The sequence below is a fragment of the Nitratireductor sp. XY-223 genome (assembly GCF_004959855.1).
In the GTDB taxonomy this organism is placed as follows: Bacteria; Pseudomonadota; Alphaproteobacteria; order Rhizobiales; family Rhizobiaceae; genus Hoeflea_A.
In genome coordinates, this window is record NZ_SPNT01000012.1 from 1 (window position 1) to 12643 (window position 12643).

Annotated in this window: 11 protein-coding genes and 1 pseudogene; 7 read left to right on the forward strand and 5 right to left on the reverse strand. The window is 62.5% G+C overall.

The annotated features are described in order from the left end of the window. Positions 1 to 442 (forward strand): transposase (locus tag E4M07_RS24990; protein WP_136661151.1); only part of this gene is annotated, 442 nt, incomplete at its 5' end. A gap of 10 nt (positions 443 to 452) precedes the next feature. Here the strand turns inward: E4M07_RS24990 and E4M07_RS24995 are convergent. Further along, positions 453 to 2561, reverse strand: a pseudogene (locus tag E4M07_RS24995) (indolepyruvate ferredoxin oxidoreductase family protein); the annotation flags it as partial. A 207-nt stretch (positions 2562 to 2768) separates the two neighbouring features. Continuing rightward, on the reverse strand, positions 2769 to 3875 hold the full coding sequence (gene dctP, locus E4M07_RS25000) for a TRAP transporter substrate-binding protein DctP (RefSeq protein ID WP_136661153.1): 1107 nt from the start codon (positions 3873 to 3875) through the stop codon (positions 2769 to 2771). Positions 3876 to 4142: 267 nt separating this feature from the next. Between dctP and E4M07_RS25005 the strand changes: the two genes are divergently transcribed. Next, complete coding sequence (locus E4M07_RS25005) at positions 4143 to 4913, forward strand: gamma-glutamyl-gamma-aminobutyrate hydrolase family protein (RefSeq protein WP_136661154.1); 771 nt, start codon at positions 4143 to 4145, stop codon at positions 4911 to 4913. Position 4914: 1 nt separating this feature from the next. Here E4M07_RS25005 and E4M07_RS25010 read toward each other — a convergent pair whose 3' ends face one another. Together E4M07_RS25010 and E4M07_RS25015 are read right to left on the reverse strand one after the other, a co-directional pair. Then, the gene (locus E4M07_RS25010; protein WP_136661155.1) at positions 4915 to 5928 is read right to left on the reverse strand and encodes a LacI family DNA-binding transcriptional regulator; all 1014 of its coding nucleotides are present in this window, start codon (positions 5926 to 5928) and stop codon (positions 4915 to 4917) included. A gap of 104 nt (positions 5929 to 6032) precedes the next feature. Further along, positions 6033 to 6548, reverse strand: a complete 516-nt coding sequence (locus E4M07_RS25015; protein ID WP_246660598.1) for a MarR family transcriptional regulator — start codon at positions 6546 to 6548, stop codon at positions 6033 to 6035. 293 nt (positions 6549 to 6841) lie between these two features. Between E4M07_RS25015 and E4M07_RS25020 the strand changes: the two genes are divergently transcribed. The 5 genes from E4M07_RS25020 to E4M07_RS25040 all read left to right on the forward strand — a co-directional run bounded on the left by E4M07_RS25020 (position 6842) and on the right by E4M07_RS25040 (position 11192). After that, positions 6842 to 7633 carry a creatininase family protein gene (locus tag E4M07_RS25020; protein WP_136661156.1) on the forward strand — a complete coding sequence of 264 codons (792 nt, stop codon included), beginning with the start codon at positions 6842 to 6844 and terminating at the stop codon, positions 7631 to 7633. Positions 7634 to 7999: 366 nt separating this feature from the next. Further along, positions 8000 to 9046, forward strand: a complete 1047-nt coding sequence (locus E4M07_RS25025) for a GTP-binding protein (protein WP_136661157.1) — start codon at positions 8000 to 8002, stop codon at positions 9044 to 9046. Between the two features lie 10 nt (positions 9047 to 9056). Next, positions 9057 to 10031: a WD40 repeat domain-containing protein gene (locus E4M07_RS25030; RefSeq protein WP_136661158.1), complete on the forward strand. Its 975-nt coding sequence runs from the start codon at positions 9057 to 9059 to the stop codon at positions 10029 to 10031. A 16-nt stretch (positions 10032 to 10047) separates the two neighbouring features. Beyond that, complete coding sequence (locus E4M07_RS25035; protein ID WP_136661159.1) at positions 10048 to 10473, forward strand: ester cyclase; 426 nt, start codon at positions 10048 to 10050, stop codon at positions 10471 to 10473. A gap of 41 nt (positions 10474 to 10514) precedes the next feature. Continuing rightward, positions 10515 to 11192: a D-lyxose/D-mannose family sugar isomerase gene (locus tag E4M07_RS25040; protein ID WP_136661160.1), complete on the forward strand. Its 678-nt coding sequence runs from the start codon at positions 10515 to 10517 to the stop codon at positions 11190 to 11192. Between the two features lie 186 nt (positions 11193 to 11378). Here E4M07_RS25040 and odc2 read toward each other — a convergent pair whose 3' ends face one another. After that, entirely contained in the window at positions 11379 to 12512 is a 1134-nt protein-coding gene (gene odc2 / locus E4M07_RS25045) for an ornithine/lysine decarboxylase (RefSeq protein WP_136661161.1), read from the reverse strand. Positions 12513 to 12643 lie beyond the last annotated feature (131 nt).

Sequence of the window (12643 nt, forward strand, 5' to 3'; positions counted from 1 at the left end):
AAGATGGATCACCCAACTCTACCGTCGACGCTGGGTTGTCGAGCAAGTTTTTCGAGCCATTAAGACCAGGGGCTTCGACATCGAAAACGTGTCGATGGAAGCCATGCCGTTCAAGAAACTGTGCGCAATGACGCTGATAGCGGGCGTATCCTGTATGCAACTCGTGCAGGACCGGGACGGCGAAGGCAAACGCCCGCTGGAGGATGTCTTCGGGGCGGAGGATCAACCGGTCCTTGAGGCGGTATCCGCTACGCTTGAGGGCAAAACCGATAAACAGAAAAATCCGCATGCCAAAGGGTCTCTGGCCTTTGCGGCATGGGTCTGCGCTCGGCTCGGCGGCTGGACCGGATATTACGGAAAACCTGGCCCCGTGGTCATGTTGCGCGGCCTCTATCAACTCAGGTCAATCCAACTCGGATATGGGATCGCTGGAAATGTGTGAATCGAGTAGCCTCCAGCGGATCGCCGGTCAGGGCCGCGCCTTCGGCCTTCCTGATTTTCGCACCGTGAACGGTAACGAACGACGGGCAGAAGCCGTCGAGGCAGGAAAAATCCTTGTTGCAGCTCGACTGGTCGATGCGCCGCTTGCGGCCGAATTCGGTTTCCAGGGGCTGGACCGAAACGCAGTTCGACTGCACCCCGCAATCGCCGCAGCCCTCGCACACCTGCTCGTTGATGAAGATACGCCGGTCAGGGTCCGGATAGGTGCCGCGCTTGCGCCGCCGCCGCTTTTCGGCCGCGCAGGTCTGGTCGTAGAGCAGCACGCTGACGCCCTTGATTTCCCGCAGCTCGCGCTGCACATCGTCCATCTGCAGACGGTGATGGAACGTGGCCCGAGCCGGCCAGTCCATGCCGGCGGGATACTTGTCCGGCTCGTCCGAAACGACGGCGATGCGCTCGACGCCCTCGGCGCGGACCTGCCGCGCTATGGCATCGACCGTCAGGCCGCCGTCCAGGTGCTGTCCGCCGGTCATCGCAACGGCGTCGTTGAACAGGATCTTGTAGGTGATGTCCGCCCCGGCAGCGAGCGCGAAGCGCAGCGCCAGGATGCCGGAATGATTATAGGTGCCGTCGCCGAGATTCTGGAAGATATGTGGTGCCTCGGTGAAGGGCTGCTGCCCGACCCACTGGGCGCCCTCTCCGCCCATCTGGGTGAAGCCCCTTGTGTCGCGGTCCATCCAGATCGCCATGAAATGACAGCCTATTCCGGCGGCGGCGGCGGACCCTTCCGGTACCTTTGTTGAGCTGTTGTGCGGACAGCCCGAGCAGAAATAGGGCGTGCGCACCGCGACGTCGGCAATGTCCGACAGCATGGCCTGGGACTGCCTGATCCGCTTGACGCGGCTGTCGATCTCCTCGGAATGGCCGACCGTCCGCAGGATGCGCTCGCCTACGGCGACGGAGATATCGTTCGGGTCGAGGGCACCCTTCACCGGAAACAGCCACTCGCCGATCTCGCTGCGCTTGCCGACGACGGTCGGCTGATGGGCGGTGCCGTAGAGTTCCTCGCGCAGCTGCGATTCAATCAGCGAGCGTTTTTCCTCGACCACGATAACCATCTCGAGGCCCTCGACAAAGGCGCGGAAATCCTCGTAGCCGAGCGGCCAGGGCGCCGCGATTTTCATCAGCCTGATACCGATCCGGCTGGCTGTCGCCTCGTCGATGCCGAGATCCGAAAGGCTCTGGCGCACGTCCAGATAGCTCTTGCCGACGCTGATGATGCCGATCTTCGGACTGGCGCCGCCGCTCCACACGGTCCGGTTCAGCCCGTTGGCGCGGATGAACGCACTCACCGCGTCGCGCTTGTACTCGTGCAGGCGGGCCTCCTGGCCGAGCATGTCCAGCTCACCGGGTCGGATATTGAGCCCTCCGGGCGGCATGTCGAACTCCGGGAAGACGATGTTCAGACGCTCGACACCCGCCTCAACGGAGCCGGTCGATTCGATATTGTCCTTAACGCATTTGAGTGCCGTCCAGGTGCCGGCGAAACGCGACAGCGCGAAACCGTAGAGACCGTAATCGATGATTTCCTGCACACCGGCGGGATTGAGGATCGGAATCATCGTGTCGACGAACGACAACTCCGTCTGATGCGCGTTGGTCGAGGATTCCGCCGTGTGGTCGTCGCCCATCAGGGCGAGGACCCCGCCGTGCGGCGAACTGCCGGCCAGATTGGCGTGCCGGAAGACGTCGCACGACCGGTCGACGCCCGGGCCCTTGCCGTACCAGACGGAAAAGACGCCGTCATATTTGCCCTCGCCATACAGGTTGGCCTGTTGCGTGCCCCAGCATGCCGTTGCCGCCAGTTCCTCGTTGAGGCCGGGCTGGAAAACGACATCGCTCTCGGCGAGCAGGCGCCCTGCGCTGAACAGCTGCTGGTCGAGCGCCCCGATCGGCGAGCCGCGGTAGCCGGAAACGAAACCGGCCGTGTTGAGGCCGGCCCGCCGGTCGCGCTCTTTCTGCATGAGAAGCAGCCGCACGACCGCCTGCGTCCCGGTCAGGAATACCCGATCCTTTTCCAGGTCGAACTTGTCGTTAAGCGAGACATCATGCAGCGTCATCCAGTCCTCCGCGGCACAGCCAGGAAGGCCGGCACTGTTGCGCGCCCTTGCGACGCGAGGCCTATTTTGATTTTGGATCGCAACGCGTCAAATGAATTCGATTGTGCACTGCACACACCCGAAACGTCGCCCGGGAGCCTTGAAATCAGCCGAATTCTGCGCCGCGGCAAACGTCTGTTCACGCGACATTTGCAGCGATGGTGCGCCTCAGAGCCTCCCTGCCCTTTGCTGCAGCATCAGGAACGTGTCCTGCGCATATTCCGAAAGCTGGAACCAGAGATAGGCTTCGCCGCGGTAGCTCATATAGGAATCGTGCAGTGTCTTGAAATCGGCGTTGTCGGCCGACAGCTCCGCATAGGTTTCCTTCGCGGCGTTGAAGCAGGCCAGCATGATGTCGCTGGAGTAGGGCCGCAGCACCGTTCCGAACTGAACGAGCTCGCGCAATGTCGGCGGGTTGAGCGTGTCGTAGCGCGCCATCATGACGGAATTGGCAAGCGCGGAAGCGTTGCGCACCGCTGCCTGGTAACTCTTCGGGAGCGCCTTCCACTTGTCGAGATTGATGAGGTTCATGACAGTCACGCCGCCTTCCCACCAACCCGGATAGTAGTAGTATTTCGCGACCCGGTTGAGGCCGAGCTTGTCGTCGTCATAGGGCCCGACGAATTCGGCTGCGTCGATGGTGCCGTTTTCAAGCGCGCCGTAGATGCGCTCGGCCGGCAGGTTGACGGGGTTCACGCCGATCTTCTCGACGATCGCGCCGCCGAAGCCGCCGATCCTGAAATTGAGACCCTGCATGTCGTCCAGGGTGTTGATCTCCCTGCGGAACCAGCCGCCCATCTGTGCGCCGGTATTGCCGGTCGGAAATCCGATGATATTGTATTTGCTGTAGAATTCGTTGAGGAGCTCGAGGCCGCCGCCCTCATAGAGCCAGGCATTCATCATCCTCTGGTTCAGGCCGAAGGGAACGCCGGTGCCGAATGCAAAGGCCGGATCCTCCTCCCAGAAAAAGGTGGAAGCGGTGCTGGCGATTTCGATCGTGCCTTCCCGCACGGCGGTAAGGCCGTCAAAGACGTCAACAATCTCGCCATCCGGAAAGACCTCGATATTGAATTGCCTGTCGGTCAGTTCCCGCACGGAATCGGCAAACACCTCGGCGGCGCCGTAGATCGTGTCCAGCAGCTTCGGATAGCCGGACGAAAGCCGCCAGTTGATACTCGGCGGGGACTGCGCCACCGCCGGTGCCGCCAATGCCACCGACGCTGCCGCGCCGGTGCCTGCCACACCCGCCCTCTTGATGAATGAGCGACGGTCCATGCTTGTCCTCCTATGGGGTTGTCGAACGGCCGATTGCCGGATGGTGGGGCCGCAAATCAGACTACACCTTGTTTATGCACATGCAAATGAATCGCATGGGTTTTTTCGGCCCGTAGGGCAATCGTTCACAGGACCGTCGGGCCCGGCTGCGATGCCGGCGCACGAGCCCATGCGGCCGTCGTGCGCGGCATCGCGAATGCGGTGGGTTGCAAGATTGCCCGCATACGCTAAATAGCCCGCAATCGATCAAGCAAGCCGGAGCCCGAAATGCCCAGTGCCGTCGTCGCAATTCCCGCCGACACAAGAGAACTGGACGGCTATGTCTGGCATGCGAGCCCGTTCCAGTATGCGGCGGCGGCTTTCAAGGCAGCGGACGCAATCCCGCTGATCGTTCCCGCCCTCGGACGCGACCTGTCGGGCTACACGGAGATCGACGCCATCCTTGACCGGGTCGACGGCGTAATGATCAGCGGCGCGCGCAGCAATGTCGGCCCGGAACTGTACGGCGAGCAGCCGACCGAACAAAACGGGCCCTACGACCCGGACCGCGACGCCACCAGCCTGCCGCTGATCCGGCGCACGATCGAACGGGGCATTCCGCTGCTTGCCATATGCCGCGGCATCCAGGAGCTCAATGTGGCGTTGGGCGGCACGCTGAAAACGGAAATCCACGAAACGCAAGGCAATCTCGATCACCGGCGACCGGAGCACGACGATCCGGATGTCCGTTTCGGCATCCGCCAGCAAATCGCCGTCGAACGGGACAGCTGTCTCTTCTCGATTCTTGAGGATGACGAGGCACAGGTCAATTCGCTGCACCGGCAGGCGATCGGCCGGCTCGCGCCCGGCCTCACGGTCGAGGCACGCACCGCCGATGGCGTGATCGAGGCGGTTTCGGTGGACGGCGCCAAGGCCTTCGCCGTCGGTGTCCAGTGGCATCCCGAATACTGGGCGCAGTCCGATCCCGCGTCCTACAAGCTGCTCAGGGCCTTCGGTGATGCCGCCCGCGAATACGCGCGCAAGAACCGAGGCGATTAGGTCATTTCAAGGGTGAGGTCGACTGGCGGATGCGCATTTCCGGCCGGATCAGGTGCAGGCCGTCGGCGTCGGAGGATCCGTTGAGCTTGTCGAGAAGCGCGCGGGCCGCCATGCGCCCGACTTCCGCCTGCCCGTTCCAGACCGTCGTCAGCGACGGCGTGGCGATGGAGGCCTCCTCGAGGTCATCGTAGCCGGTGACCGAGATATCCTTGCCCGGCACAAGACCGGCACGGGCAATGCCGTTCATCAGTCCGATGGCGACAAGGTCGTTCCAGCACACGGCCGCGGTCGGCTTCTGCGGCAGCGACAGGAAATTGACGGCCGCCTCGAATCCGGCCTGCTTGGTGCGCGGGCCCGGGATCCGCAAGTCGGGATCGACAGCGATATTCGCCTTTTGCAGCGCCTGGACATAACCCTGGTAGCGATGCCGCCCGGTGGAAGTCTGGTCGGTGCCGCCGACCATGGCGATGCATTTGTGGCCGAGACCGATCAGGTGGTTCGTCGCCAGCGCAATTCCGTAGGCATCGTCCCCGCGATAGGTGGGCACGTCGACCTCGTCGACCGAGCGTGCGATCAGGATGGCAGGCATGCCGTTTTCCTCGGCGAGATCGATATCGTGCTTGGGGGTGCCGATCGCCGGTGACATGATCACCCCGTCGCCGCCGAGCTGCAGCAGGGTTTCGATGAAATTGCGCTGCTTTTCAACCGAATCGTAGTGGTTCGACAGAATGAAGGTCTGCCGGTTGCGGTCGAGTTCACTTTCGATCGCGCGCAGGATCTCCGCGTAGAACGGGTTCATGATGTCATGGACGACGACACCGATGATGCCGGAGCGCGACGTGCGCAGGCTGGCGGCGCGCCGGTTATAGATATAACCCAGGGTCTGCGCCTGCTCCTTGATTTTCTCGCGCGTCGCATCGGCGACCAGCGGACTGTCGCGCAGCGCCAGCGAAACCGTTGCCGTCGACAGGCCAAGGGAATCGGCGATCGTCGAGAGTTTGACCTTCTGGCCCAATGAATACCCCTAGAGCACCTTGCCGCGGCACGGTGCTTTCCGTTTGATTGTCGAATCGTTTTAATTTGAAAATTAAATTTTTTAAAGGGAGGGCGCGACTGTTGTCAGCCGAGCGCCGAAGCGATGTTCTGCTCGACCTTTTTCAGCAACCGGACCAGAGACTTCACATCCTTGGCACTGAGGTCCTGCAACGCGATCTTCTGCGATTTTCTGATCGCCTTGCGAACGGATTTGACCGCATCGTGTCCGGCGTCCGTCAGGTAGACATGCGACAGCCGGGCATCGGTTTCGGAATCTCTTTTGTCGACAAATCCCTGCGCGGCAAGCCGGTTAATTGTTTTGGTCATCGTTGGCGCGCGAACACCGAGCTGGTCGGCAATCGCCGAAAGAGAAAGCCCGTCATTGGCGTCAAGTGCAAGTATAACGGCGTCCTGACCTGCATAAAGGCCGCTTGCGAGTAGTTGACGAGATAAAAGTGTGCGCGAATACCGGGCAGAAGCGGACAATTGCGAGAAAAGCTCCACCTTTTCTTCGTTGTTTTTCTTGTCATCGCCGGATTTATTCTTTTTGGCCATCGAGGCCTCCTTATCCGCCCGCGCTCCTGAGCCATAGTCGGGCAACTAAATTATAGCGCCTGACGGCACTATTTCAAAATCCGCAGGCTGACACGGGAACCCCCCGCTTCGTTTCGCTGCCCGGGTCGTTGGCGACGCCGCCGGCAACGGCCCAACACAGGTTTCAATCCGGCCAAATCGCGACTTGCGGCGCGAGGAAATCCCGGCTGGTGCGCCGGGAGCGCCACACCATGCCGGCAAAGGCGTTGCACGTTTTTTTTCAGGCTGCTACCAGTCGCCGACCGGAACGGGCGCGGTTGCGGCAATCGAAATTGCCGTGGCGCCAGGAGATTGGCCGCATGGTGTTCCCCGCCAGGAGATGGGAAGAAAACGACGCGGGCCTTGATCCGCATGAGCGGCGCGACTGGATCGCCATCCTGCCGCTCGGCGCGCATGAGCAGCACGGCCCTCATCTGCCGCACGAGACCGACACGATCATTGCCCAGGGGATAGCGGACGCGCTCTCCACGGCACTGCCCGCCGACCTTCCGGCGACCTTCCTGCCGTGCGAGCCGGTCGGCTATTCGATCGAGCACATGGATCTTGCCGGCACCCGCAGCCTGGGATGGCGCGAGGCGGTCGAGCGCTGGATCGGCATTGCGCAGATGCTGCACAAATCGGGCGTCCGCAAATTCGTGATGCTTAACGCCCACGGCGGAAATTCGCCCCTGATGACCATCGTCGCCACCGAAGCGCGGGTGCGCTTCAACATGCTGGCCGTGGCGACGAGCTGGACGCGGTTCGGCGTTCCGGACGGTGTCGTCTCCGCCCGCGAAAAGTCCATCGGAATACACGCCGGTGAAATCGAGACATCGGTCATGCTTGCGCTGCGCCCCGATCTTGTCGACATCGCCAGGGCGGCGGATTTCGAATCCTACCAGGAGACCATGGAAAAGACCGCCAAACATCTGCGCGCGTACGGCCCGCACGCTTTCGGCTGGAAAATCACCGATCTCAACCCGGCCGGCGCCGCCGGCAACGCGCTTTCGGCGACGGCTGAGAAGGGCCGGGCGCTGATCGGGCACAGTGTCACCGGCCTGGTCGAACTGCTGGAGGATGTCCACAGGTTTGATCCCCATCGGCTGCGCTGATTTGCAAGCCACTAGAGCGAGTTGTGATCAGATTGAATCATTTGACCGAGGCGATTTTGGTCGCTGGCTAGGCGGATTGCGCGCGGTGGTGTACCCCCACCACAAGCGCAAGCCAACGACGCCAGGGGGCAAAATCGTCCGGCCCATTCAATGTTGGTTTTCAACATCTTCTTCCTTTCCAGGGTGGGGAAAATCGGCCCATCGGCGTCGTTGCGCCGCTTGCACGATGCCCCACATCGCGCTGCGCGACGCGCCTAGCCGACTGAACCGATTTTCCACCATCAAATGCTTCAATCTGATCACAACTCGCTCTAGCGCGCGGCGCGTCAATTGCCTATATGCGGGATCAAATGACAGGAGCCGCTCATGAGCGAGGCCTTCAATCCCATCCCCGTAACGGTGCTGACCGGCTATCTCGGATCCGGCAAGACGACGCTGCTGAACCGGATTCTCTCGGAGGATCATGGAAAGCGGTATGCGGTCATCGTCAACGAGTTCGGCGAAATCGGCATCGACAACGACCTCATCGTCGAATCGGACGAAGAAATCTACGAAATGAACAATGGCTGCGTGTGCTGCACCGTTCGCGGCGACCTCATTCGTGTCGTCGAAGGCCTGATGCGCCGCCCCGGCCGCTTCGACGCCATTGTCGTCGAGACAACCGGCCTCGCCGATCCGGCGCCCGTCGCCCAGACCTTCTTCATGGATGACGATGTGCGTCAAAAGACCAGGCTCGACGCTGTCGTGGCGCTGGTCGACGCGAAGCATCTGCCGCTGCGGCTGAAGGACAGCCGCGAGGCCGAAGACCAGATCGCCTTCGCCGATGTCGTGCTCCTCAACAAGACGGATCTTGTCGGCGAGGAAGAGCTCAGCGACCGCGAACGGGCGATCCGGGCGATCAATCCGTCCGCCCGCATCCACCGCACCGAGCGGGCCGGCATCGCGCTGGACGATGTGCTCGACCGCGGCGCCTTCGATCTGCAGCGGGCGCTCGACAACGATCCGCACTTTCTCGACCATGATCATCCCGATCACGTTTGCGGACCGGACTGCGACCACGATCATCATGATCATGACCATGATCATGATCATCACCACGCACCAGCAGATATCCACGACGCGACGATCCAGTCGATTTCGCTGAGGGCCGGGCCGCTCAAACCCGACCGTTTCTTCCCCTGGATCCAGAAGACCACCCAGCTCGACGGGCCGAACATTCTGCGGCTGAAGGGCATCATCGCCTTCGACAATGATGACGACCGTTACGTCGTTCAGGGCATTCACATGCTCGTCGAGGGCGACCACCAGCGCGCCTGGAAGCCGGGCGAGGCGCGGGAAAGTCGCATCGTCTTCATCGGCCGAGACCTGGACCGCGATAAGCTCAAGCGCACCTTCGAAGCCTGCCAGGCATAAGGGAAGGTTCATGCCGACAGTCGCACCCCTCGATCTCGAAGGTCATTGCCTCATCGCGGCTTTCCTCGGAACGGTCCCCTTTTTCGCATTGGCCGACGGCTCGGTGCACTGGCTGGATCACGGCAAGAAATCCGCAACCATCCATGACGGGCTGCTGTGCGGGGCCGTCGATTGGCAGGGCCGGTCGCTGCTGACCGGCGGCGAGGACGGCAAAATCGTCAGGACGGCTGAAGACGGGACAAGCGAAACGCTGGCGGAAAATCCCGGCAAATGGATCAACTGCATCGCCGCCGGCCCGCGGGATTCGGTCGCGTTCTCGACCGGCCGCTCGTCGGTGGTGCGCACGGCCGACGGCACGCTTGCCGAGTTCCCGGAAGCGCGCACGGTCGAGGGGCTTGCCTTTGCGCCGAAAGGCCTGCGCATCGCTGCGGCCCGCTACAACGGCCTCTCCCTCCACTGGGCCGGGATGAAGGCACAGGCCGTCGAGCTCGAGTGGAAGGGCGCGCACAACCAGGTGAGTTTCTCGCCCGACGGCAACTATGTGGTCTCCAGCATGCAGGAGAATGCGCTGCACGGCTGGCGCCTCGGCGACGGCAAGCATATGCGCATGTCGGGTTATCCGGCCAAGGTCAAGTCCCTGAGCTGGAGCGCCAAGGGCAAGTGGCTTGCCTCTTCCGGCGCGCCGGCGGCCGTCGTCTGGCCCTTCTCGGGCAAGGACGGCCCCATGGGAAAGGCGCCGCTGCAACTCGGAACCCGTGGCGATTGCGCCGTCACCTGCGTCGCCTGTCACCCCGCTGACGATGTCGTTGCCATCGGCTATTCCGATGGCATGATCCAGGCGGCCCGGATTTCGGACGGCAAGGAAGCCCCGCTGCGGCGCGGCGGCAAGGGCGCCATCAGCGCGTTGCAGTGGAACGGCAAGGGCCTGCAGCTCGCCTTTGGTGCGGAATCCGGCGATTGCGGTATCATAGACCTGACGGCTTGACTGCGGAGGACTGGATATGGACGTAACCCCGGCCCGGCTCATTGAGCGGTTTTACCACGAGGTCTGGAACACCGGCGACGAAGACGTCGCCCGGCAGATACTGCACAAGGATTTCATATTCCGCGGCTCGCTCGGGTCCGAGCGCAACGGTCCCGACGGTTTCATCGACTATCTGCGTGCCGTGCGCCGCTCGCTGCCGGATTTCGTCTGCAACATCCAGGAGATCGTCACCGAGGGACACCGGGCGGTGGCGCGCATGGAATTTGTCGGCACTCACGAGGGAACGTTCTACGGCGTGCCCCAGACCGGCGAGAAGATCACCTGGGCGGGCGCCGCGTTCTTCACCACCGACGGCCGGCAGATCACCGAATTGTGGGTTCTCGGCGACATCGACGCGGTCAAGCGCCAACTGGGCCTTCAGGACGGGCGTGACTTCGACTGACGGCCATTCGACGGAAATTCGCGCAAGGGAAGTGGACAGCAATGCAACGATCTCAGATCAATGAAATCCTCGAGAGCGGAGACGCGTTTTTCCGCTCGTTCGGCTACGTGCTGCCGCCCTTTGCCTATTGGAGCCCGGATCAGATGCGCGCACCCGAGGCATCGATGATCGTCGAGCGCGGCATGGGCTGGGACATCACCGACTACGGGCAGGGAAAGTTCGATGAGCTCGGCCTGTTCCTTTTCACGGTGCGCAACGGCGATCCCGCCGATCTCGGATCCGGCAGGGGCATGCTCTACGCGGAAAAGATCATGATCTCGCGCAAGGACCAGCTCAGTCCCATGCACCGCCACATCGTCAAGGCCGAGGACATTATCAACCGCGGCGGCGGCACACTGGTGCTTGAACTGTTCACATCGGCCGAAGACGGCTCCATCGACAGGGAAGGCGATGTCAGCGTGCCGGTCGACGGGCGCATGCGCACATTGCCCGCCGGCGGCCGGCTCAAGCTCGATCCCGGCGAGAGCGTGACGCTCATGCCGGGCATCTGGCACGCCTTCTGGGGCGAAGGCGACGACGTTCTGATCGGCGAGGTCTCGACGGTCAATGACGACCGCACGGACAATGTCTTCGAGATGCCGATCCCCCGATTCACGACCGTCGAGGAGGACGAACCGCCGGTCCGTCTGCTGGTGTCGGATTACGAGAATTTGGACTGAATTGTCCTCACGGTTGAGCGAAATTTGTATTTCGCTCACGGCCGCACCGCCACTTCGCGGCCGACTGTTTTCGCTCATGCGTGAGCGCTAAGCAAACCACCCAACGCGCACGACTGTGCGCCGCCGATCGTTCGGCGCCCCGTCCGGAGCCAGCGCCGAAGGCGCGTACGGCGTGAGGACAATCAGTCAGATCACATAACTCTTCAGCGGCTCGAAACCGTTGAAGGCGACGGACGAATAGGTCGTCGTGTAGGCGCCGGTTCCCTCGATCAGCACCTCGTCGCCGATGGTCAGCGACACAGGCAGCGGATAGGGAGTCTTCTCGTAGAGCACGTCGGCGCTGTCGCAGGTCGGGCCGGCAAGCACGCAGGGCTCGGCACGGTCGTTGTCGCGCGCCGTGCGGATCGGGTAGCGGATGGATTCGTCCATCGTTTCGGCAAGGCCGCCGAACTTGCCGATATCGAGATAGACCCAGCGCACATTGTCGTTGTCGGCCTTGCGTGAGACCAGGACGACCTCGGCCTTGATCACCCCCGCATTGCCCACCATGCCGCGCCCGGGCTCGATGATCGTCTCCGGTATGCGGTTGCCGAAATGCCGGCTGAGCGCGTCGAAGATCGCCTGTCCATAGGCCTCGGCCGCCGGCACGTCCTTCAGGTAGCGGGTCGGAAACCCGCCGCCCATATTGACCATCTGAAGCACGATCCCGTCCTCGGCGAGGTCATTGAAGACGCGCCGCGCGTCGGCCAGCGCGCCGTCCCAGGCGTTGAGGTCGGTCTGCTGCGAGCCGACATGGAAGGAAACGCCATAGGCTTCGAGACCGAGTGCGTCGGCGAAGCGAAGCACGTCGCAGGCCATTGCGGGAGCGCAGCCGAATTTGCGCGACAGCGGCCATTCCGCGCCCTCGCCGTCGGTCAGGACGCGGCAGAAAACGCGCGCACCGGGCGCTGCGCGGGCGACCTTCTCCACCTCTTCCCTGCTGTCGACGGCGTACATCGTCACGCCGAGCGAGAAGGCGCGGGCGATATCGCGCTCCTTCTTGATCGTGTTGCCGAAGGAGATGCGTTCCGGCGTCGCGCCGGCTTCCAGCGCCATCTCGACCTCGGCAACCGACGCCGCGTCGAAATTCGAGCCCATGGAAGCAAGCAGGCGCAGGATTTCCGGCGCCGGATTGGCCTTGACCGCGTAGTAGATCGCACTGCCCGGCAGGGCCCGGCGAAACGCGGTGAAATTGTCGCGCACGACATCCAGGTCGACGACGAGGCAGGGGCCGTCCGGCCGTCGGGTGTTCAGAAAGTCAATAATACGTTCCGTGGTCATCGGTTTCTCCCAACACTCCGGATCGCTCCGGATGACAAAGGGCATGCGAACACTTGCCTTGGACCCGATTGGTGGAAACACCGGTCCCGCAACGAAATGCTCGATGCGACAATGGAGCCGCGAACCTTGAA